This window comes from Ruegeria sp. O5 (assembly GCF_056535105.1).
Genome location: NZ_JBQERN010000009.1, coordinates 21943 through 43323, shown reverse-complemented (window position 1 = coordinate 43323; position 21381 = coordinate 21943). Strand labels below are relative to the sequence as shown.

19 protein-coding genes are annotated in these 21381 nt (G+C 59.2%); 13 read left to right on the top strand and 6 right to left on the bottom strand.

All coding sequences use genetic code 11. The features are described from left to right. Positions 1-25: 25 nt before the first annotated feature. The 3 genes from ACR0M3_RS12625 to ACR0M3_RS12615 all read right to left on the bottom strand — a co-directional run bounded on the left by ACR0M3_RS12625 (position 26) and on the right by ACR0M3_RS12615 (position 2334). Positions 26-1012: a type I glyceraldehyde-3-phosphate dehydrogenase gene (locus ACR0M3_RS12625; protein ID WP_480911099.1), complete on the bottom strand. Its 987-nt coding sequence runs from the start codon at positions 1010-1012 to the stop codon at positions 26-28. Positions 1013-1065: 53 nt separating this feature from the next. Then, on the bottom strand, positions 1066-1389 hold the full coding sequence (locus ACR0M3_RS12620) for a hypothetical protein (RefSeq protein ID WP_480911097.1): 324 nt from the start codon (positions 1387-1389) through the stop codon (positions 1066-1068). Between the two features lie 111 nt (positions 1390-1500). Continuing rightward, positions 1501-2334 (bottom strand): bifunctional allantoicase/(S)-ureidoglycine aminohydrolase, encoded by an 834-nt coding sequence (locus tag ACR0M3_RS12615; RefSeq protein ID WP_267366556.1) that lies wholly within the window; start codon positions 2332-2334, stop codon positions 1501-1503. Positions 2335-2558: 224 nt separating this feature from the next. Between ACR0M3_RS12615 and ACR0M3_RS12610 the strand changes: the two genes are divergently transcribed. Further along, positions 2559-2867 (top strand): hypothetical protein, encoded by a 309-nt coding sequence (locus tag ACR0M3_RS12610; RefSeq protein WP_480488225.1) that lies wholly within the window; start codon positions 2559-2561, stop codon positions 2865-2867. A 15-nt stretch (positions 2868-2882) separates the two neighbouring features. Here the strand turns inward: ACR0M3_RS12610 and ACR0M3_RS12605 are convergent, their stop codons facing one another. Further along, positions 2883-3818, bottom strand: coding sequence for a 2-hydroxyacid dehydrogenase (locus ACR0M3_RS12605; protein ID WP_480911094.1), 936 nt, complete (start codon positions 3816-3818; stop codon positions 2883-2885). Positions 3819-4049: 231 nt separating this feature from the next. Here ACR0M3_RS12605 and ACR0M3_RS12600 point away from each other — a divergent pair, with 231 nt between their 5' ends. The 3 genes from ACR0M3_RS12600 to ACR0M3_RS12590 are packed head-to-tail and all read left to right on the top strand — an operon-like array spanning position 4050 to position 6471. Beyond that, on the top strand, positions 4050-4853 hold the full coding sequence (locus ACR0M3_RS12600; RefSeq protein WP_480911091.1) for a thioesterase family protein: 804 nt from the start codon (positions 4050-4052) through the stop codon (positions 4851-4853). Positions 4854-4897: 44 nt separating this feature from the next. After that, positions 4898-5572 carry a DUF1007 family protein gene (locus ACR0M3_RS12595; RefSeq protein ID WP_480911089.1) on the top strand — a complete coding sequence of 225 codons (675 nt, stop codon included), beginning with the start codon at positions 4898-4900 and terminating at the stop codon, positions 5570-5572. Next, positions 5557-6471 (top strand): nickel/cobalt transporter, encoded by a 915-nt coding sequence (locus ACR0M3_RS12590; protein ID WP_480911088.1) that lies wholly within the window; start codon positions 5557-5559, stop codon positions 6469-6471. The genes ACR0M3_RS12595 and ACR0M3_RS12590 overlap by 16 nt, the downstream gene beginning before the upstream one ends. A 1-nt stretch (position 6472) precedes the next feature. On the opposite strand, the gene truA is transcribed toward ACR0M3_RS12590, so the two are convergent. Continuing rightward, positions 6473-7240, bottom strand: coding sequence for a tRNA pseudouridine(38-40) synthase TruA (truA, locus tag ACR0M3_RS12585; protein ID WP_480911085.1), 768 nt, complete (start codon positions 7238-7240; stop codon positions 6473-6475). Positions 7241-7347: 107 nt separating this feature from the next. Between truA and ACR0M3_RS12580 the strand changes: the two genes are divergently transcribed. The 8 genes from ACR0M3_RS12580 to ileS all read left to right on the top strand — a co-directional run bounded on the left by ACR0M3_RS12580 (position 7348) and on the right by ileS (position 18708). Beyond that, positions 7348-8763, top strand: a complete 1416-nt coding sequence (locus ACR0M3_RS12580) for a YcjX family GTP-binding protein (protein WP_480911083.1) — start codon at positions 7348-7350, stop codon at positions 8761-8763. Then, complete coding sequence (locus ACR0M3_RS12575; RefSeq protein WP_480483988.1) at positions 8760-9215, top strand: N-acetyltransferase family protein; 456 nt, start codon at positions 8760-8762, stop codon at positions 9213-9215. Before ACR0M3_RS12580 ends, ACR0M3_RS12575 begins: the two co-directional genes overlap by 4 nt. Beyond that, a complete protein-coding gene (locus ACR0M3_RS12570) occupies positions 9208-10197 on the top strand; it encodes a YcjF family protein (RefSeq protein ID WP_480911080.1) in 990 nt (329 codons plus the stop codon). The genes ACR0M3_RS12575 and ACR0M3_RS12570 overlap by 8 nt, the downstream gene beginning before the upstream one ends. Positions 10198-10259: 62 nt before the next feature. After that, on the top strand, positions 10260-10970 hold the full coding sequence (locus ACR0M3_RS12565; RefSeq protein ID WP_267367744.1) for a VIT1/CCC1 transporter family protein: 711 nt from the start codon (positions 10260-10262) through the stop codon (positions 10968-10970). 76 nt (positions 10971-11046) lie between these two features. Continuing rightward, complete coding sequence (locus ACR0M3_RS12560) at positions 11047-12363, top strand: SDR family oxidoreductase (RefSeq protein WP_480538590.1); 1317 nt, start codon at positions 11047-11049, stop codon at positions 12361-12363. Beyond that, positions 12363-12842, top strand: coding sequence for a DUF2269 family protein (locus ACR0M3_RS12555; RefSeq protein WP_480546341.1), 480 nt, complete (start codon positions 12363-12365; stop codon positions 12840-12842). The genes ACR0M3_RS12560 and ACR0M3_RS12555 overlap by 1 nt, the downstream gene beginning before the upstream one ends. 80 nt (positions 12843-12922) lie before the next feature. Next, positions 12923-15631, top strand: a complete 2709-nt coding sequence (locus ACR0M3_RS12550) for a DUF2339 domain-containing protein (protein ID WP_480870774.1) — start codon at positions 12923-12925, stop codon at positions 15629-15631. Positions 15632-15795: 164 nt separating this feature from the next. Further along, positions 15796-18708, top strand: a complete 2913-nt coding sequence (gene ileS, locus ACR0M3_RS12545) for an isoleucine--tRNA ligase (protein ID WP_480911078.1) — start codon at positions 15796-15798, stop codon at positions 18706-18708. A 42-nt stretch (positions 18709-18750) separates the two neighbouring features. Here ileS and ACR0M3_RS12540 read toward each other — a convergent pair whose 3' ends face one another. Continuing rightward, positions 18751-20721, bottom strand: coding sequence for a hypothetical protein (locus ACR0M3_RS12540; protein ID WP_480507055.1), 1971 nt, complete (start codon positions 20719-20721; stop codon positions 18751-18753). 132 nt (positions 20722-20853) lie between these two features. Here ACR0M3_RS12540 and ACR0M3_RS12535 point away from each other — a divergent pair, with 132 nt between their 5' ends. Continuing rightward, positions 20854-21309 (top strand): methylated-DNA--[protein]-cysteine S-methyltransferase, encoded by a 456-nt coding sequence (locus tag ACR0M3_RS12535; protein WP_480507054.1) that lies wholly within the window; start codon positions 20854-20856, stop codon positions 21307-21309. The last annotated feature ends 72 nt before the right edge of the window (positions 21310-21381 follow it).

The following is a 21381-nucleotide window of genomic DNA, read 5'->3' as shown; positions in this document are numbered from 1 at the left end:
ACGCTGAGTACGAAGGTAAGTCCGGTCACGGCGCAGCCATCAGGCGGGCCACGTCCAGCATGCGGGCCGAAAAGCCCCATTCGTTGTCGTACCAGCCGAAAACGCGCACCTGATTTTCACCGACCATGCGGGTTTCCGGCCCGGCGATGACAAGCGATTCCGGGCGCGCCCGCAGATCGGACGAGACCAGCGGCATATCTGTCCAACCCAAAACCGGTGAAGCGACAACAGCCTGACGCAAAGCATGATCGAAATCCTCGGCCCGCATACCGCGTTCCAGCGTGACCACGAGGTCGACCGCCGAAACGCTGGCTGTCGGGACGCGAACTGCGGCACCCGAGATGCGCCCGGCCAGATGTGGAAGGACCACGTCGATCAGGTGTGTGGCGCTGGACGTTGTCGGAACCATGGACAGCGCACCGGCCCGCGACCGGGCAAGGTCGCCGCGCGGGGCGTCAACCATGGGTTGGCTGTTGGTATAGCAATGGATGGTTGTCATATGGCCCGACAAAATACCGCCAATGTGGTCCAGCACTTTGACCAGCGGTGCCAGCCCATTCGTTGTGCAGGAGGCGTTCGATACGATCCGGGCGCTGCCCAACTGATCCTCGTTCGCCCCCAGAACGACGGTTAAGTCGGCCGCAGGCGAAGGACCCGAGATCAGGACCTTGCTGGCGCCCGCAGACAATCCGCGACGCGCCACGTCGGATGCGCGCGCGACCCCGGTACAATCCAGCATCACGTCTACGCCGGATAAATCAACGCGTGTCAGATCGGCACTGTGCGTCATAGGAACAGAGCGTCCGTCTACGATCAGCGCGGCATCGCCCTGTGACACATCGCCGGGATAGGGGCCGAAGGTGCTGTCGTATTTGAACAGGTAAGCACAGGTCTCCAGCGGCGCGATGTCATTGATCAGCACCAGCTCGATATCCGACCCTTCAGGCAGGGCCAGAACCTGCCGCAGGATCGTGCGGCCAATGCGGCCGAATCCATTAATCGCGAGTTTCATGCGCAAGCTATGGCAGGGCGTCGGGGCGACCTCAATGCCTGATCAACAACAGCTTACTTGCACCTGACCTGAGAAAAGAACTGACCCGAAATATTCTGGTACATGCTGTTGAAGATCACCTTGCATCCCGTCGCTTGTTGAATGGCAGCAATTGCTTGCGTTGTCCGAAGGCGTGGGGGCGGACCGAATGGGTTCAGGTTGTTGTTGTCGCGTGTGGCGCGATAAATGACCGGTTCGTCTGCGACCTGTGTCACAGCCCAGTTGCGGCTCATGACGAAGACGGATTTGGTCTCTTCCCCCGCAATGGCGGGTGCGGTGTGCAGGATTGCAGAGGTAGCGAGTGCGGCAACGGCTATCAGGGCAAGGCGCAGTTTCATGGACAAATCTCCAATGCTCAAAACAAGAAGTTACCTGGATTTCAGCAAATTCCGACCCTTGTGTGAAGCCCCGGGGCAAAAGATCACTGCGATTCCCAGCCAGCCCAGCGTTTAGCGGCGCGACAGGGACAGGGGCATATGCCGGTTGACGTCCTTGTAAAGCAGATACCTGAACCGGCCCGGCCCCCCTGCGTAACAGGCTTGCGGGCAAAAGGCGCGCAGCCACATGTAATCTCCGGCCTCAACTTCGACCCAGTCCTGATTGAGGCGATAAACCGCTTTCCCTTCCAGAACATAAAGCCCGTGTTCCATCACATGGGTTTCGGCGAAGGGAATGACCCCGCCTGGTTCGAAATTGACGATGTTCACATGCATGTCATGGCGCAGGTCCTGCGGGTCTGCGAACCGCGTGGTGGACCATCGGCCTTCGGTGCCCGGCATTTCGACAGGCGTCACATCGCGTTCGTTGGTGATGATCGGGTCTGGCGCGGACAACCCGGGAACGGACTCATAGGCTTTGCGGACCCAGTGGAACCGGGCTGCCGTCTGGCCAGTGTTCCGCAATGTCCAGTCGCTGCCGGCGGGGATATAGGCGTATCCGCCTGTCTCCAACACATGGTTTTCCGAGTTCAGCGTCAAAGTGACTGTTCCTTCGACGACAAAAAGCACTGCCTGTGCTTGCGCGTCTGTCTCTGGCTGATCGCTGCCGCCGCCGGGCTGCACTTCCATGATGTATTGCGAGAACGTTTCGGCAAATCCGCTGAGCGGGCGTGAAAGAACCCACAGGCGTGTTCCTTCCCAGAACGGCAGATAGCTGGTGACAATGTCGCGCATCGTACCTTTGGGAATGACCGCATACGCGTCTGTGAACATGGCGCGGTCGGTCAGCAACTGGTTCTGGCCGGGGTGGCCGCCGGTCGGGGCGAAGTAGGTCGGATGGGTCATTTGTGTGCCTCGGGATCGTTTGAATGGCACTATGGGGACAAAGGCGCGGCGCTATTAGGTCCTGACGCGCGATAGGTTTGTTCGGGATATTTTGAAGGTCGGCACCCCGGGGCTTGGCCCTGCTGAAACAGAGGTATATCCTTGGTCGTAAATGATTTCAGTTCTGTGAGGCCACAATGAAAGCCCAGTTTTTACCCGTCATTGCCGCGTGTGGCGCCCTATTGATGACCGGTTCCGCCGGCGCCAAGTCACTCTCCCGAATCATAGCTGAGATGGGGCTGTCCCCGGCAGACTTTGAAGTGGTCAGTGAAACCTCGAATGCCCTTTTGAACAATGGCACGCCCTCCGTAGGGCAGGAACGGTCCTGGCAAAACGACGAGACCGGCTCAAAAGGAACGATCCGGGTGCAAAACGTTCAGGGCAACTGCGTCGGCCTTCAGCATGTCATCCAGCCGGAAGGCAGCGATCAAAGCCGCGAGATCAGAACCCGCCGGTGCAATGACGGTAACGGAAACTGGATCCTGACGCCCTGATCTCTGACTTGGTTATCAGTACCCCAGATCGCGACTGACTTCGTGCAACAGGGGATCGCCGGACCTGAGCCTATGGTAGTTCTCAGCCACATCCGACAGTGCGTCCCCCAGATACCAGCCCGAGACATGCGGTGTGATCGTCACAGAAGGGTGCCGCCACAAGGGACTGTCTTTTGGCAGCGGTTCCTGTGACGTGACGTCCAACACGGCATGGCCCGGTGAGCCGTTATCCAGCGCCGCGATCAGCGCCGCCTCGTCAATCAGGTTTCCGCGTCCGGCGTTCAGCAACTGACTGCCCGGCTTCATCGCGGCCAGCGTCTGTGCGTCAAACAAACCCGCGGTTTGCGGCGTCGAAGGAAGGATGGCACAGACGTGATCACATTGCCCCAATAGCCGAGGCAGCGCGTCTTGCCCATGCAGGCAGGTGACACCATCGATGGACTTTGGTGAGCGGCTCCAGCCCATGACCTGAAACCCGACGGCATGTAACATGCGGGCAGTGCGGGCCCCTATATGGCCCAGACCCAGAACGCCCACAACCGTATCAGGTGTGAAGATAGGTGCGCGCGGCAACCATTCGGCGCGGCTCTGGGATGCCTCGTGAAAAACCATATGGCGCTGAGCGCGCAGAATATAGGCCAGAAACCATTCGGCAATGCCCTGCGCAGGCGCGTCTGGCTTCAATCGCGCCACACGGATATGCGGAGGCAGGTTCGGATGGCCAACTATGGTCTCAACCCCGGCCCCCAGCTTCTGAACCAGTTTCAGGTTGGGCAACTTCGCCGGGTGATTGCTTTGCATGCTGACCACTGCAAGCATCGTAATGTCGTTGGGGTCGCCCAGCGTTCCGGGTGTGCGGATGTCTGCACCGGGCGCTAAGGCTTGTAGTGAGGTGGCGATTTCCTCATCCCCAATCCAGTCCGACAACCCGGTTTCAATCAACAACGCCATATGCGACCCCACTTGGATGTGATGTGGTGACGTCCCGTCACAGCGGTGGACAGGATCAGGTCTGTTAAGCCATCCTCGTGCCTAAAAGTACAGCCCGGTTTCATAACCCGAAAAGGACAGTTTCGTGAAGATACCACTCACCTCGTGCAAGGGAAACCACGTTACTTCGCAACCGGTTACCGGTATGAGTGAGCCGAGGCACACAACGCAGCGAATGACCAGAGGGGACTGATGGCAGGGCTCGACTTCACGGATCAGACCTATTTTCATCAGCGCGAGGATGGGGCGTTTGTAGGACATGATCCTGCACGCGGTCCGTGGTCTGCCGATCATTGCCACGCAGGGCCGGTCAGCGGGTTGATAGTGCGGGCAGCGGAAACTGAGGTTGGCCCCGAAAAGATGCTGACCCGCCTGACAGTTGACCTGTTGCGCCCTCTGCCCTTGGCCGGGTTGCGGGTTGCCGCAGAAACCACGCGCCATACCAAGACGCTGGCGACCACACGGGTTACGGTGCATGATCTGGATGACACACTCTGCGCCACGGCCACCACCATGCATCTGGCGCGACGCGATCTGGGCGCGGTGGCAAACGTCGAAACCAGTGCGCCACAGTTGGAAGACGCAGTAGAAGGTCCTTTTCCAATCGGCGAGATTCGTCATGATTTGAAGGGGTTTGCCCACTACAGTGACATCCTTTATCCCAAAGACGGCAAACAGGGGGCCGGACCGAAAACGGTCTGGATGCGCACCCCAAAGCTGTTGAGCGGCGAAGATCAGTCGCCCATTCAGGCACTGTGCCCGTTGGCGGATTGCGGCAATGGAATCTCGTGGAATGCTCCGACGTCGGAAATGGGGTTCATGAACACCGATCTGACCGTGAATATCCACCGCGAACCGGTGTCAGATTGGCTGGCGTCCCGTTCGGTTTCACATTGGCAACCTACGGGCATCGGCATGTCTCAGTCCGTGCTTTTCGACACGCAGGGTCCTGTAGGAACCGCTCTGCAAACACTTGTGCTGTTCCCGCCAGTCTGAAGGTCGGCCAGTTTCCGCATGTGTGTGTAAAGGCCGTTGTCGCCGTGTCCCTTCAGACCTATCTTGCGCATATGCGCTGGCTGTTCACTGTCATGACCTGTTGCCTGCCGATCCCGGCACTATCCCACCCGCATGTCTTTATCGACACCGGGCTGGAATTCATCGTGGATGAGGCCGGTCACCTGACCCATATCCGGGTGACTTGGGCATATGACGAATTCTACTCTCTGCTTGTTCTGGAAGACATGAATTTGGATCAGGATGCTGACGGCATTTTGACGAAAAGCGAAGAAGAACGTCTGAGCGGGTTCGATATGCAATGGGTCGAGGGGTATAACGGCGACTTCGTGCTCACCAAAGACGGAGCGCTGGTTGCACTGTCCGGTCCAATGGAGCCCAGTGCGACAACGGAAGATGGGCGGGTCGTGACCACCCATATGCGCGCGGTCGAAGGCGACGCGATACCTGCCATAGGGCTTTCCGCCAAGGCATTTGATGAGTCCTTCTATACGGCCTATGAGATAACGCGCCCTGTAACCGTGACGGGCCCGGATTCTTGCCAGATGGATCGTAACGACCCTGACATAGACGGGCAGCTTGCACAGATGCAGGCGTTTCTGTTGACACTGGACGCGGATTACGACCTGGAGGAAAACAATATTCCCTTGGTTGGTGAGAGCTTTGCGACCGAGATCCTGATTTCATGTCCCGTTTCCTGATTGTTCCGGTCGCTCTGGCCTTTGGTTTGCTGCTTTGGTTCTGGGGCAGTGGTGGGTTTGACAGTCTGGCAGGTTGGGCAGCCGGAGAGCAGCGGGACTTTCAGAACCAGATCGCGCGGTCCTTGCGTTCAGCGCGCGCGGAACAGCCTCAGGCGGTGGCCACGCTTCTGACTGTCTGTTTCGCCTATGGGTTCTTTCATGCTGTGGGTCCGGGCCACGGGAAGGTTTTGATCGGCGGCTACGGTTTGGGTCGGCGCGTCGCCTTCTGGCGGTTGTCCGCGATCAGCGTATTGTCCAGTCTTGGTCAGGCGGTGACGGCAGTTGTGCTGGTCTACGCGGGGGTGCTGGTCTTTCAGATGTCCCGCGAAAGCCTTGTTGGGGCGACCGAACAGGTCATGGCTCCGATCAGCTACGGAGCCATTGCGTTGATTGGGCTTTGGCTGGTTGTACGGGCTGTGCGCAATTTCGCACGACAGCAAAAAAAGCATGTCTCTAACGATCACACCCATCAGCACCATCATGATGACGGAGCCTGCGCGGAGTGCGGTCATCGTCATGGTCCAACCGCGGACGAGGTCGCGAATGTGGGCACGTTGCGCGAAGCCCTGATCCTGATCGCAGGCATAGCAGCTCGGCCTTGTACCGGTGCCTTGTTTGTATTGATTCTGACGTGGCAAATGGGCATCGCCATGGTGGGGATCGCGGGTGCTTTCGCCATGGCGCTTGGCACGGCGACTGTGACTACGCTGGTCGGATGGACGTCTTTTGGCCTGCGCGGCGGGCTGCTGGCTTCGGCTTCGGCCACGCGCTTTGCGTCGGTTTTGGCACCCTCCATCGAACTGGTGGCCGGACTTGTCATTGCGGTGATTGCAGGCGGGTTGCTTCTGCGCGCGGTTTAGATCAGTCGAACACCGGTTCCGGGTATCCGACCCGCGCCAGATACAGCCCGTGCGGCGGACATACCGGCCCGCAGGCAGCGCGGTCGGCGGCTTCTAAAGCCTCACGCACATCTTCCGGGGTCCACGCTCCGGCGCCCACACGTTCCAACGTTCCGACGAAACTGCGTACCTGATTGTGCAGGAACGACCGGGCGCGCACGTGGAAATGAACCTCGGGGCCGGAAAAGCCTGCGACCCGTTCAACGCGCAGTTCATCCAGGGTTTTGACCGGGCTGGCCGCCTGGCAGATCGACGACCTGAACGTGGTGAAATCATGCCGGCCCAGCAGCATGTTTGCCCCTTCCTGCATGGCGTCGACATCCAGAAGGTGGCTAATCTGCCAGACCTGTCCCCGGTCGTGGGTTGCGGGCGCCCGGCGCATCAGGATGCGGAACAGATATTGCCGTTCAACCGCTGAAAACCGCGCGTGCCAATCCTCGGTCACGGGGGCGGCCTTTACGATGGCCACTGGGAGTGGCTTGAGGTGATAGTTCAGCGCCTCAGACAGGCGGAACGGGTCCCATTCCTTTGCCATGTCGCAGTGGGCAACCTGCCCCAGGGCGTGAACACCGGCGTCCGTGCGCCCCGCTGCGGCAATTGTGTGGTCGCCCGGCTGAATACGGGACAGGGCCTGTTCGATGGCGCCTTGTACAGATGGTTGATCCTTTTGCCGCTGCCATCCGGCAAACGGTTCCCCCTGGTATTCAACTTTCAACGCATATCTGGGCATGTGCCGCTGGTACAGCGCAGCGCAGGATCGGGCAAGGGGGCGAAAGCGCTGGTATGTGCCGCGACCGCTACCTATCTTGGGTAAAAGGAAAATTGCGGGGCGGCGGATTGGTGATCTCTTCACTGGCAGACAGTCTTGCACGTGGCGTCGAAAGTATCGGCGACAGCGTGTCCGAGACATTTTTCGAGCCGGTCATCCGTTTGGGTGTCACCGGGCTGGCGCGGTCCGGTAAAACAGTATTCATCACTTCGTTGGTTGCCAATCTGCTGGATCGGGGCCGTATGATCGGGCTGGTTGCGCAGCAGGAGGGGCGAATCAATGCCGCCTTTCTGCAACCCCAACCGGATGACACTGTGCCCCGGTTTGATTATGAATCGCACCTGTCCGCCCTGACGGGACCGACACCGCACTGGCCAGACAGCACGCGCGCGGTATCTGAATTGCGCTTGTCCTTCAAAGCCCGTCCCGCCGGGCTGCTTGCCGGGCTGCAGGGGCCGCGCACGGTCCATCTGGATATTGTCGACTACCCCGGTGAATGGCTGCTGGACCTGGCCTTGCTGGACAAGTCTTACGCAGACTGGTCTCAGGAAACACTGGCACGGATTAAGACCCGCGCCGAGGCTGCCGCGTATCTGGCGCTGGTCCAAGATACAGACCCGTCGGTAGGGCACGACGAACCTGCCGCACAAGCTCTGGCCGCGTCGTTCACCGCCTATCTCAACGCAGCGCGCGATGCCGGGTTTTATGACTGTACTCCCGGTCGGTTCCTGTTGCCGGGTGATCTGGCGGGATCTCCGGTTCTGACCTTTGCACCGTTGGCAATCACTGGCCCGTCGCGGCGCAGGACCCTTCAGCGCGAGATGGAACGGCGGTTCGACGCTTATAAATCTCAGGTCGTGAAACCGTTTTTTCGGGATCACTTCTCGCGGATTGACCGGCAGGTGGTTCTGGTTGACGCGCTGGGCGCAATTCACAAAGGTCCTCAGGCCGTTGAAGATATGCGCCGCGCGATGGCCGATATCCTGTCGGCTTTTCGTCCGGGACGGAACGCATGGCTGAGCCAGCTTTTGTTGGGCAAAAAGGTCGAGCGCATCCTGTTTGCAGCGACAAAAGCGGACCACCTGCACCACACTCAGCATCCCCGCCTGACCGCGATTATCGAAGCTTTGACGCGCGAGGCACGCGATCGTGCGAATTTCGCCGGGGCCCGGACTGCGGCCCTGTCTCTGGCCTCGCTGCGTGCAACGACCGAAGAGATACGCAGCCATGACGGAACCGATCTGCCATGCGTGCGTGGCACTTTGTTGGACAGCGGCAAACAGGCTGCTTTTTATCCCGGAGAATTGCCCGAGGATCCGGCGCATCTGTTGGGTCCGGCGCGAAATGGGGCGGAGAGCTGGTTGAACGAAGATTATGGGTTCATGGCCTTTGCGCCTGCAAAACTAACCCTGAAACCTGGTGACGGCCCCCCGCATATTCGACTGGATCGTGCAGCGCAGTTTCTGATCGGAGAAAGATTATGATCGCGACACTGCGCCCCGCACGCACCACAGATGCCGGTACAATCGGTACGATCCTGCACGATTTCGCTTTGGAAAACGACTGGATGCCCAAATTGCACAGCTGTGCTGAAACCATCGCCTTTTGCGGCCGGATGATTGATCAGGGCTGGGTCACTGTGGCCGAGGCAGAGACGGGCGTGGTCGGGTTTCTGGCGCTGAATGGTGGTGAAATCCATTCACTTTATCTGGATGCACAAGCTCGGGGGCAGGGGATTGGTCAGCAATTGCTGGGTCACGCGAAAGCAAGCCAGCGGCGGCTGGGCTTGTACTCGTTTCAGGATAATTCCCGCGCCTGTCGGTTCTATGAGCGAAACGGCTTTGCCGAGGTGGCGCGCAGCGATGGGGCAGAAAACGATGAAAACCTGCCGGACATAAGGTTTGTCTGGCACAGCAGGGATACGACAAATGGCTAAAGGTCCGGTTTTGATCGATCTTGACGATGATGAACCCGCTGCTGATGTCGCGCAGGCAAAACCGGTGCCGGATATTGTGCCGCCTCAGGGGCAGGCGATGCAAAGCGCGGCCCGGCTGGCGGCCCGCAAACCCTCGGCCCTTGCGCGCTGGTTCTGGGGGCTTGCGCTTTCGGTGGTCGGGGCGGCCATATCGGTGGCTGCCTGGGATTTTGTAACCTCTCTGGTGGAGCGGACGCCCGTATTGGGTTGGATCGTTGCCGGACTGTTGGCTGCATTGGTTCTGGTGGCGGTGATCATCGCGCTGCGCGAGCTCGCGGCTTTGGGGCGGTTGTCCCGTGTTGATGGGATGCGCCGTGCTGCAGATACTGCACTGGCTGATGAAAACCTGGCTCAGGCGCGGGCCGTCACACACCGGATTATCGCATTCTACAAAGGGCGCGAGGATACTCGCTGGGGTCGTGAGCGATTGTCCGAGCGTATGGGAGAACAGTTCGATGCAGAGGCGCTTTTAATCCTTGCCGAGGATGAGCTGTTGGCCCCGCTCGACGCCGCCGCCAGCCGTGAGGTTGAGGCCGCAGCACGGCAGGTTGCCACCGTGACCGCTCTGGTCCCTCTGGCACTGGCGGATGTTGTAACGGCACTGGCTGCGTCCCTGCGGATGATCCGTCGCATTGCGGAAATCTACGGGGGGCGGGCTGGCACGTTGGGAAGCTGGCGTCTGACGCGTGCCGTCTTTGTGCATCTGGTCGCAACTGGGGCGGTGGCCGTTGGTGACGATCTGCTGGAACCTGTTCTTGGCGGATCCGTTCTCAGCAAGTTGTCCCGACGGTTCGGAGAAGGTTTGGTCAACGGTGCGCTCAGCGCCCGAGTGGGCGTGGCCGCGATGGAAGTCTGCCGCCCCTTACCATTCTCAAAACGCCACAAACCTTCCACGCGAGGCATCATTAAACGCGCCTTGCAGGGTCTGTTCTCCAAGGGTTGATCCAGAGCAAAGCGTCAGACCACACCCTTCTGCACTCTGCCAGTGAACAATAGGAGCAAACCATGACGGATCACGGTCACAGTCCGCAGGAAATTGCCGACCGGATCAACGCTCCGCCCGGGCGCGGTGTGTTACGCGACGTTGTGTATGGCGGCATTGATGGTTCCGTCACCACATTTGCCATTGTCGCCGGTGTCGCGGGGGCGGGCCTTTCCCCGTTTGTTATCGTGGCACTTGGTTTGGCAAACGTTCTGGCGGACGGGTTTTCAATGGCTGCCGGGAATTACTCGGGCACCAAGGCCGAACTGGACAACATACGGCGCATTCGGGCGATCGAGGAACGCCACATCGCACTCTACCCCGACGGCGAGCGCGAGGAGGTCCGTGAAATTCTGTCGCAAAAAGGGTTGTCAGGGGAAATTCTGAACGAAGCCACCGCCGCGATCACGTCGAGCCACGAACATTGGGTCAACCTGATGATCGAGGGTGAATATGGGCTGGGCAGTGTCGACCCACATCCGATGAAAGCCGCGTTGGCAACGTTCTTCGCGTTCCTTGTGGCCGGGATGATCCCGCTGTTGCCGTTTTTGGCGTCGGTGGAGAATGCTTTCGAGATGTCGGTCTGGATGACGATGGGGGTCTTCTTTGCGATTGGTGCGTTCAAAAGCCGGTGGTCGTTGGCGCCCTGGTGGCGGTCAGGTATCGAAACGCTGTTGATCGGTGGTCTGGCGGCACTGATCGCGTATCTCGTCGGGTCTCTGTTCCATCCATAAATGTCGCAGCACGGTAGTCGCGACTGGTCAAAACTTCCCGGATAGGTAGAGTGGCGCAAAACAGGTGCAAAGGACGATGGCAGATCACGAGCTTTCTGGAAAGAACGTATTGGTTCTGGGTGCTTATGGGTTCATCGGCACCGCCGTCACGCGGGCATTGTCGGCCGCAGGTGCCACGGTTCAGGGCATGGGGCGCAATCTTGCTCAAGGGGCAAAGGTCCTGCCGGGGGTTTTGCTGAAACAGGGCGATATGCGCGATCTGTTGCACAAGGACGATTGGCAGGACCTGCTGGCCGACGTCGATGTCGTGGTGAATTGCGCAGGGGCTTTGCAGGATAACGCGCAGGACAACCTTGAAGCGGTGCACCATATGGCGGTCGCAGCCCTTGCAGGGGCCTGCGCGGAAGGTGGCATAAGCATTGTTCAGATTTCGGCCATCGGAGCAGAGCCGGACGCCAGCACGCATTTCCTGTGCAGCAAGGCACGCGGAGATGCCGCTTTGCGCGCATCGGGCGTAACACTTTGGATTCTAAAGCCAGGGCTTGTTATCGGGCAAACGGATTATGGGGGAACGGCGTTGCTTCGAATGCTGGCGTCTGTTCCTTTTATTCAACCGCTGGCTTACCCCGATACACCCGTTCAATGCATCGGGATGCCCGATCTGTGTGACGTCGTGATTGCTGCCGTTGCCGGTCGTCTGCCGCAGGGTAATTACGATCTGGTCGAGGATACCCCGCATAGTTTGTCGGACGTGGTGCGCTGCACGCGGCAGTGGCTGGGGTTTCCCGCTGCGCGCTTCCATCTGGTCCTGCCGCCTGTCCTGACAAAAGCCGTTGCGGCCATGGCGGATTGTCTGGCCCTGTTGGGTTGGCGGTCTCCGCTGCGCAGCACGGCGATGACGGTCATGGCGGATGGCGTGATCGGCGACCCTGGCCCCTATCGTGCAGCGGCCGGGCGCGGAAATGCCGCCTTGCCTGAGGTTTATGCCATGCTGCCTTGCGCGCGCGAGCATCGGTTGACCGCGCGGATGACGCTGTTGATGCCGCTGATCGTTGCAACACTCAGCCTGTTCTGGTTGCTGTCGGGCCTGTTTGGGCTGGCGGGTTTGTCTACGGCTTCTGGTATGCTGGTCGAAGCGGGGTGGTCATCCGCCTTGGCGGTGACCAGCGTTGTGTTCTGGTCCCTGATCGACATAGCACTTGGTCTGGCCATCCTGTGGCGCCGATGGGCGGCGCGGGCATGTATGGCGCAGTTGACTGTGGCCATATTCTACCTGATTGCCGCTTCGGTCACGATGCCGGACTTGTGGTTGGACCCGCTGGGGCCGCTGGTGAAAATCCTGCCCGCGATGATCCTGTCGCTTGTGGCGTTGCCCTTGTTTGAGAGCCGATGATGGACCCTGAACTGATCTTGCGATGGCTGCATGTCATCGGTGCATGTGTGCTGCTGGGAACAGGGGCAGGGATCGCCTTTTTCATGCTGATGGCGCACCGGACAAACGACCCGCGCGTCATCGCCCATACGGCGGGTATCGTGGTGCTTGCCGACCTTCTGTTCACCACGACTGCTGTCATCCTGCAACCAGTGACCGGAGCGCTGCTTGCCTGGCAGATCGGGTGGTCTTTGGGTGAAGGTTGGATCGTGTTGTCTCTGGTGCTTTATGTTTTGACGGGCTTTTTCTGGTTGCCGGTGGTTTGGGTTCAAATCCGGTTGCGCGACCACGCGCGAATGGCGGCAGAGCGGGGAACGCAACTGCCACCGGAGTATCACCGCTTGTTTCGGTTCTGGTTCGCCTGCGGGGTTCCGGCGTTTCTGGCGGTTTTGACTATCCTGTGGCTGATGATCGCCCGTCCGGCGATTTCGGTACTTTAGACTTTGTCACGGCTTTCCTGACTGTTGCTGACCGACAGCACAAGATAGCTTGGCCGAAATTACGGATCGGAGAGACTCGGTTGGAAACGTTGCTTGTTCTTATTGGCCTGGTTGTTTTGGCCATCCCGGTGACATTGATTGCACTTCTGGTCGGGCATTCCCGATTGCGTCGCCGGGTCGAACAACTGGAAGCGCAGATCAATGCGTTGGTGTCGGGCGATGCGCTTGCATCGCTGCAACCGGAACAGGATGCACCTGCACCGCAACCTATGGCAGAGGAACAGGTTCACAGCCCGGGGCCGTGGGACGCGCCAAAGCGACAGGAAGACGAAAGCGCCGAAGATGTAGACACCGACGCCGCTACGCCTGCAATTGTATTTCGCCATGACAGGTTTGCCGCGCTGGGCGCGTGGCTGCGTGAGAACTGGTTTTATGCGGTCTCAGCACTGTCGCTGGCATTGGCCGGTATTTTCCTCGTGCAATATGGCGTTGAGAACGGATTGTTACCTCCGGCGGCCCGCGTTTTTGCCGCGCTTGGCTTCGGCTCGGTTTTGATTATCGGGGGTGAGGTTCTGCGCCGCAGGTTCGGGGATGACGAAGCGGTGGCCACTGCCTATTTGCCATCGGTCTTTTCCGGGGCCGGCCTTGTTACCTTGTTCGGCGCCATCCTGTCTGCGCGGCAGCTTTATGGCCTGATCGGGGCCGAGACGGCCTTGGCAGGAATGGTTGTCATCGCGCTTGTTGGGCTTGTTCTGGGGTGGTTCCACGGCCCGCTGCTGGCTGCGGTTGGACTGATCGGAGCTTTTGCAGCACCCTTTCTGGTTGGAGGCGCATCTGACGATCCATCGTGGCTCTATGCCTATTTTCTTTTGGTTGCCGTTTTGGGGCTGGGAATCGACACGGTGCGGCGCTGGGCGTGGATTTCGGTTCTGACGTTGGTCGGGGTATATGCGGCAAACCTGCTTTTGGTCAGTGGCGCTCCGAATACGGAACCGGGATATCTGGTCGCGACAACAGTGCTCGCACTTCTGGCGACGGCCATTCCGGTGCGGCGCGTTTGGCCCGATCATGCAGGGTGCATGATGTCTCAGGTGATCCGCACCCCCGGAACCCGCCCGTGGCCCGAGTTTCCAACTCGGCTCGCCGCCGGAGCGATTGCGGCCAGCACAGCAATCCTGTCCTGGCATTGGGCAGACTCAGCGGCTGAATTCTGGTTGGGTGTCTGCCTGCTGTCCGCCCTGCTTCTGGCGCTGCTATTGTGGGCCAAGGATGCGCCTGCGTTACAGGATCTGACCGTCCTGCCTGCGGCGGGCCTTGTGTTTTTTGTGGCCTCTCACGGCCTGGAATACGGAGTAGTTCTGCGCAGTTTCACCGACACTTATGCCGAGACGCCCGAGGCCGACTTTCCGAGGGCGGCCACCGCGCTGGTTGCTTTGGGCGCGTTTATGTCGATTTTGATGGCATGGCGGTCATTCAGGGCAAACCAGTATCGTGCAATCTGGGCCGGGGGCGCTGTAGTTTTTGCACCCGCGCTGGCTATCGCTTTGGAAATGGGCTGGCATCCTGCCACGGTTATCGGTGCGTACGCTTGGGCCCTGCACGCGATTGTCCTGGCAGTTCTGATGGTGGTTCTGGCCGGGCGTTTTGGTCGCGCCGATGGCGATGACCGGATGCGGGCTGCTCTGGCCACGTTATCGGCGCTGTCCTGTCTGGTCTTTGCTTGCGTCATCGTGCTCAGCTCGGCCGCGCTGACGATTGCGCTGGTGGCCAGCATCGTCGCAGCAGCAGCCTTGGATCGCAGGTTCACCTTGCCGCAGATGAGTTGGTTTATCTGGGCCGGTGTCTTTACGGTCACGGTGCGCTTGGTGCTTGACCCGGGTCTGGACTGGGCCAATGCGGCCCCGGTGCCCGAAATGGCGATGGTCTATGGTGCGGCCACGTTGGGTTTCGTGGCTGGCTGGTGGCTGTTGCGTCCCTTGCAGCGGCCGGTTGCAGCACTGTTGCTGGAAAGCGCGGCATGGGCGACGGGCGGCATCCTGCTGTCCCTGTTGCTACTGCGGTGGCTTGAAGGTTTCGGAGAAGGCGGGGCCGACAACAGCCATTGGGGTCTTGGCCTGCTGGCGGTCATCTGGCTGCTGCTGGCCTTCGCTCAGGTTCAGAGGTTTGGGCTGGGTGGCAAACTGAATTATGCACGGTACGTGTTGGCGGCGTTCTTTGCCGGTCATGGCGTGTTCCGACTGACCCTGGCTTTGACCGACCAAAACCCGCTTCTGAACCCCAACGCCGACCCGGTGCTTGGCCCACCGGTTCTGAACACTCTTGTCCTTGCCTATCTGGTGCCTGCACTGACCATCGGATTCTCGGCATGGCGGATCAGGGACATGCCAAAGCAGATCAGGCTGGCAAGCTATGCCATTGCGGGTGCGTTGGTTGCCGTGTGGTTCGGGTTGACCATCCGCCATTTCTGGCAGGGCGCAGCAGGCATGTTTGAAGGCAACGGCGTCACGCAGCCCGAGCTTTATACATATACCCTTGTTCTGCTGCTGGTCGGGGCGGCGCTGTTCTACCAATCTCTGGCACGTGGTTCGGATGCGATGCGCAAGGCGGGGTTGGTGGTGATCGGGCTGGCGGTGGCCAAGGTCTTTCTGATCGATATTGCCGGTCTGGGCGGGCTGATCCGCGTGTTCTCACTGCTGGCGCTGGGGCTTGGGCTGGCCGGTCTGGCATGGTTGAATCGCTGGGCCAAGCTGCGCCATTCGCCGCATGGGCCGGAACCTCTGGACCATTGAAGGCAGGCGTCTTATAAGCGCGGCCATGTATGACCGGACGGCCATCATTATTCGAATTATATCCCCGGCGCTCTGACCCTCTGAGACGCCGGGCAAAGGTGTTTGAGAATTCGCACCGACCGCTTCGATCCTAGTACGACCAGATCATCCAAAGGACGCTCAAAATGTGCGCCGACACGACCCAAACGCCTGACTATAAAGACACGCTGAACCTGCCCAAAACCGATTTTCCCATGCGCGCGGGCCTGCCTGCACGCGAACCCGCATGGCTGGAGCGGTGGGAGACCATCGGTGTCTATGACCGCCTGCGCGAGAAAACGGGGCGCAAACCCTTTACTCTGCACGACGGCCCCCCCTATGCGAACGGCCACCTGCATATCGGCCACGCACTGAACAAGACGATCAAGGACATGATCGTGCGCTCTCATCAGATGATGGGCTTTGACGCGCGTTACGTGCCCGGTTGGGACTGCCACGGCCTGCCGATCGAATGGAAGATCGAAGAACAGTACCGCAAGAAGGGCAAGAACAAGGACGAGGTGAACATCGTCGACTTCCGTCAGGAATGCCGCAAGTTCGCCGAAGGCTGGATCGACATCCAGCGGGAAGAGTTCAAACGTCTGGGCATCACCGGCAACTGGCCTGATCCCTACATCACCATGGACTTCCATGCCGAGGCCGTGATCGCCGACGAGTTCATGAAATTCCTGATGAACGGCACGCTCTATCAGGGTTCCAAGCCCGTGATGTGGTCGCCCATCGAAAAAACTGCGCTGGCCGAGGCCGAGGTCGAGTATCACGACAAGGAAAGCTTTACCATCTGGGTGAAGTTCAAGGTCGTGAACGCGGGTGATCTGGATGATGCGTTCGTCGTAATCTGGACCACCACTCCTTGGACAATGCCGTCGAACAAGGCGGTCGTGTATGGCAAAGACATCTCTTACGGCCTGTACGAAGTCACCGGCGCGCCTGAGGAATGCTGGTCTAATGTGGGTGACAGATTCCTGCTGGCTGACAATCTGGCCGCAGATGTGTTGGGTCGTGCCCGTCTGAACGACGATCAGTGGACCCGTGTACGCGGTGTCGCCACCGATGAACTTGAAGGTGTTCAACTGACCCACCCGCTGGCCGGTGCCGAAGGTGGCAATGGCGAATGGGACGATATCCGCGACTTCCGCGCGGCTGACTTCGTGACCGATACCGAAGGCACCGGTTTCGTCCACTGTGCACCGTCACATGGTATGGAGGAATTCGAACTCTACCGCGATTTGGGCATGTTGGAGCAGGTCATCACCTATAACGTGATGGATGATGGTTCGTTCCGCACCGATCTGCCGTTCTTTGGTGGCAAATACATCCTGTCCCGCAAGGGTGGTGAGGGTGACGCGAACAAAGCTGTCATCGACAAGTTGGCCGAGGTCGGCGGGCTGCTGGCGCGTGGCAAGATCAAGCACAGTTATCCGCATTCGTGGCGCTCCAAGGCTCCGATCATCTACCGCAACACGCCGCAGTGGTTTGCATCCGTTGACCGCAAGCTGGATGACGGCATGGGTGAGATGGGCGACAGCATCCGCGAACGTGCGCTGCGCTCGATCGACGAGTTGGTGAAGTGGACGCCGCAGACCGGTCGTAACCGCCTCTATTCGATGATCGAAGCGCGTCCGGACTGGGTTCTCTCGCGCCAGCGTGCCTGGGGCGTGCCGCTTACCTGTTTCACCAAGAAAGGTGCCTTGCCAACCGACGCGGATTACCTGCTGCGCAACGCCGAGCTCAACGCGCGCATCAAGGCGGCGTTTGAGAAAGACGGCGCGGATATCTGGTACACCGACGGGTTCAAAGAGAAAATTCTCGACGGCATCGCCAACCCCGATGACTACGATCAGGTGTTTGACGTGCTGGATGTGTGGTTCGATTCTGGATCCACTCACGCCTTTGTTTTGCGCGACCGCGAAGATGGGACCGAGGACGGTATCGCCGACGTCTACATGGAAGGCACCGACCAGCACCGTGGTTGGTTCCATTCGTCCATGCTGCAGGCTTGCGGCACCAAGGGCCGTGCGCCATATCGGAACGTCGTCACCCACGGCTTCACGCTGGATGCCAAGGGCAACAAGATGTCCAAGTCGCTGGGTAACACCATCGTACCGGAAGAGGTCGTCAAGCAATACGGCGCCGATATCCTGCGTCTGTGGGTGGCACAGACCGACTATACCGCCGATCAGCGGATCGGGCCGGAGATCCTGAAAGGCACCGCCGACAGCTATCGCCGTCTGCGCAACACCATGCGGTTTATGCTGGGCTCGCTGACGGATTTCACCGAGGCCGATCGCGTTGCGCCCGAAGATATGCCGCGCCTGGAACGCTGGGTGCTCAGCCGGCTGGCCGATCTGGATGAGCAGGTTCGCAAGGGCTATGCGTCTTTCGATTTCCAGGGCGTATTCAGCGCGGTCTTCACCTTTGCCACGGTTGACCTGTCGTCCTTCTACTTCGACGTCCGCAAGGATGCTCTTTATTGTGACGGCGACACGCCGCGCCGTCGTGCTGCGCGGACGGTGTTGGATATCCTGTTCCATCGCCTGACCACGTGGCTGGCGCCGGTTCTGGTTTTCACCATGGAAGAGGTCTGGCTGGAGCGCTTTCCGGGCGACGATAGCTCGGTCCACTTGGTCGACTTCCCGGAAACGCCTGCGGATTGGCGTTTCGCCGAACTGGAAGAGGCCGTTGCCAAAGTGCGCCGTGTACGCCGTGCAGTGACAGCTGCGCTTGAGATCCAGCGGCAGGACAAGGTGATCGGCTCCAGCCTCGAGGCGGCACCGATTGTGCATGTTGAGGACAGTGAAACCCTTGATCTGCTGGCGACCTTTGACGTGGACGATCTGTGCATCACGTCAGGCCTGACCGTGACCGGCGACCCGGCCCCGGCCGAAGCATTCCGCGTACCCGAAATCGAAGGCATTGCCGTCGTGTTCGAGAAGGCCGAAGGCGAGAAATGTCAGCGCTGTTGGAAAATCCTTCCTGACGTGGGCCGCCACGCCCATGTCGGAGTTTGCCGACGCTGCGATGAGGCGCTAAGCTGATTGAAACCGCCCTCTCGATCCTTCGAGGGGGCGTTTTTCGTTTCACGTCTGCGCGGACTGCGGTGTCGGATTAAACAGGTCAAAGCCTATAGCTGAGTCCTTCAGGGCCTTCCAAACCTGATAATCCGTGAAATATCCGGTGTGACCACCGGGCTCGACCGGAATGTTGCGGTTTGCGGAAATCAGCCCGCCTTCAATCTCGGTCCCTACAAAGTCATCCTGCCTGAAGATGTTGAACCATGCGGCGTTCAGGTTTTTGGGAACGACTGTGAACATCTCGGGAAAATAGCGCTGATAAATATGGGTCACAGGACAGCCCATCGTAATCAGCGTCACGTTGCGCCCGTTGATAAGCTTTTGCACGCGTGGATCAGCCAGCATTTGCGTGGCAATCACGGTGCCTTGTGAATGTGAGATCACCGTGATGTGGTCCGCGGCAAAGATATCCACCACATAATGCAGTGCACGATAAAATCGTTCATCAATCGCCTTGCGATCCGGATAATTGCGCAGCCTCGTTTTCAGGTCCGCTTTCAGTAAACACTTGTCGCGAATGGCATAGGTGACAATGTCCCGTGCCACACCCAGCCCTGCTGCGACGAAATCGGAAAAGCGGTACATCAATGCTGTTGCACCCAGGACGATCAGGCCAATCTCGCCCTGTTTGCTTGCCAGTTTGTTCAAAACCCGGCCAATCAGGTTGCAATTGTCCGTTCCGATCTGACACAGGGGATCGACGTGCTGGCTCAACGCGATTTCTCGGATAGTGACCATCGCCAGTACGATTGCACCGAACAAAAAGACCCATTGTGCAAAACGATTGAGGATGGCGCGGCTGATCAGCCCGTCGCGGATATGCAGGTTTGCCTTCAGCCCTCTGCGACCGGCAAACAGGCCAACACCGACAAACGCAAGCAGGACAATTGCCGCGAAGGCAACACTGAGTGTTTCGATGGAGTCACTGAGGAAATTGTCAAAAAGACCGGTCAGTTTTCCATCTGACAGCCCCGGAACCGTGTCGAGCATTTCCCGCAGCATTAGCCACAACCCGGATATAAAGAACATCCAGAACACCAACATGCCTGCACATATGCTGGGGTACAGCCGCCTGTGTTCTTTCAGATTGTCTGCCTGAACCTTTTCATCAAGGCTGGTCGCAGAAAGCACGTACAAAATGATTGTCATGAAGATCAGCGAAGCCCAGAAAAACGCGAGCAGGTAGACCTGAAAGGCCACAAACTGCTCTAGCGCCGAAGGGCAAACCGGGCTGTCCGGCAAGGGTGTGCAGGCTCGGATTTCCAGACCAAGCGGACCAATGATCAGGCAGATCAGCAGCAAAAACCCTATCCCGAAAATGCCGCGCCAGAATACGCGTCTTAGATAAGTCGGGGCTGCAAAGCTGCGCCTTAGTCCGTATGCGGCCCCTCCGGCGTAAAGCGTGAACAAGAGCCAGAACAGCAGGATCGTGCTTTGAAAGAAGATCCCGGGAACGCGATCAACCATAACGGCTATGGCACCGATCAGAAGATAGGCATTCAGGGTCGCAACTGCGCCGAAGAAAACCCAAGTAAAAAGGTGAACCAGCCGCGCGGGAAAAGTGTTCCTGCCGTTGGCTTGGTCCGAGGCCACATCCGCGCGGCTATGCGTTTGTTCGGCATTGTCCATGGCCAGATAACCCAGCGCAAGAACAACCCAGATCAGGTCCAATGCTGTCTTAATGGCTCCTTTCGGGGCGGGTGAGCGGTCGGCCCAGAAAACCTCGGCAAACATGGCCTCGTCCTGCGGTACTGACGGTTTCGTCACCTTGCGCAGGTTGACCGGGAACAGTTTCGCGCTTCGGGGGGTGCCGTCGAAGGTTGTTTCGGCCAGCTCGATCATCCCACGCTGAACCTCAATCGGGGGTTCGGGATTGCCATCCAGCCAGGTTGTCGCGGCCCCGACGACCTGATCGACGGTCTCACCGGGTATTTGTTCGCCAATTCCGTGAACCGTCAGGATCAAATGACGACCCATCTCATGCTCCAAATCTCTTTTTGACAATGCGGCTAGGCTAACATGATTGCCGCAACTCGCAAAATCCGCGCGTCGCGCAGCCCCATGGCTTCGCCACTTGAACTTGGAGGATTGATCTGAAACCGTCAGCCCATGGCGATGATTGCAGTTGATACTCAGTTCGGAAGACTTGGGATCGAGGAAACGGATGGTGCCCTCACGCGGCTGGTCTGGGACGGTCAGGACGACGGCGAACCAACAGCTCTGCTGCGCGAGGCGGCGGCGCAGCTGATGGCCTATGACGCTGGACGACTTGACCGCTTCGATCTGCCCTACCGCATCCATGGATCGCAGTTTCAAAGGCGGGTCTGTGATCTTATGTATGCCATTCCTCTTGGGGAAACGCGCACCTACGGGGATATCGCCAAGGCGCTGGGACAACCGGCGCAACCGGTCGGTCAGGCCTGTGGGGCAAACCCGATTCCCGTTATTATTCCCTGCCACCGGGTGCTGGCTGCCAATGGGCTGGGCGGGTTTTCGGGGTGCGGCGGGATCGAGACAAAGGTTGCACTGCTACGGCATGAACGGGCGGCGGGTCTTTTGATCTGAGCCTCGAAATTCGGTTGCAATCCGGTTCTGGGAAGCACAACTTATATCAGTTGCTGAATTTGAAGGATCGCA

Bases quoted from the DNA above. Each gene is read 5' to 3' on its own strand.
- ACR0M3_RS12625 (WP_480911099.1), bottom strand. From the start codon at position 1,012: ATGAAACTCGCGATTAATGGATTCGGCCGCATTGGCCGCACGATCCTG.
- ACR0M3_RS12620 (WP_480911097.1), bottom strand. From the start codon at position 1,389: ATGAAACTGCGCCTTGCCCTGATAGCCGTTGCCGCACTCGCTACCTCT.
- ACR0M3_RS12615 (WP_267366556.1), bottom strand. From the start codon at position 2,334: ATGACCCATCCGACCTACTTCGCCCCGACCGGCGGCCACCCCGGCCAG.
- ACR0M3_RS12610 (WP_480488225.1), top strand. From the start codon at position 2,559: ATGACCGGTTCCGCCGGCGCCAAGTCACTCTCCCGAATCATAGCTGAG.
- ACR0M3_RS12605 (WP_480911094.1), bottom strand. From the start codon at position 3,818: ATGGCGTTGTTGATTGAAACCGGGTTGTCGGACTGGATTGGGGATGAG.
- ACR0M3_RS12600 (WP_480911091.1), top strand. From the start codon at position 4,050: ATGGCAGGGCTCGACTTCACGGATCAGACCTATTTTCATCAGCGCGAG.
- ACR0M3_RS12590 (WP_480911088.1), top strand. From the start codon at position 5,557: ATGTCCCGTTTCCTGATTGTTCCGGTCGCTCTGGCCTTTGGTTTGCTG.
- truA (WP_480911085.1), bottom strand. From the start codon at position 7,240: ATGCCCAGATATGCGTTGAAAGTTGAATACCAGGGGGAACCGTTTGCC.
- ACR0M3_RS12575 (WP_480483988.1), top strand. From the start codon at position 8,760: ATGATCGCGACACTGCGCCCCGCACGCACCACAGATGCCGGTACAATC.
- ACR0M3_RS12570 (WP_480911080.1), top strand. From the start codon at position 9,208: ATGGCTAAAGGTCCGGTTTTGATCGATCTTGACGATGATGAACCCGCT.
- ACR0M3_RS12565 (WP_267367744.1), top strand. From the start codon at position 10,260: ATGACGGATCACGGTCACAGTCCGCAGGAAATTGCCGACCGGATCAAC.
- ACR0M3_RS12560 (WP_480538590.1), top strand. From the start codon at position 11,047: ATGGCAGATCACGAGCTTTCTGGAAAGAACGTATTGGTTCTGGGTGCT.
- ACR0M3_RS12555 (WP_480546341.1), top strand. From the start codon at position 12,363: ATGGACCCTGAACTGATCTTGCGATGGCTGCATGTCATCGGTGCATGT.
- ileS (WP_480911078.1), top strand. From the start codon at position 15,796: ATGTGCGCCGACACGACCCAAACGCCTGACTATAAAGACACGCTGAAC.
- ACR0M3_RS12540 (WP_480507055.1), bottom strand. From the start codon at position 20,721: ATGGGTCGTCATTTGATCCTGACGGTTCACGGAATTGGCGAACAAATA.
- ACR0M3_RS12535 (WP_480507054.1), top strand. From the start codon at position 20,854: ATGGCGATGATTGCAGTTGATACTCAGTTCGGAAGACTTGGGATCGAG.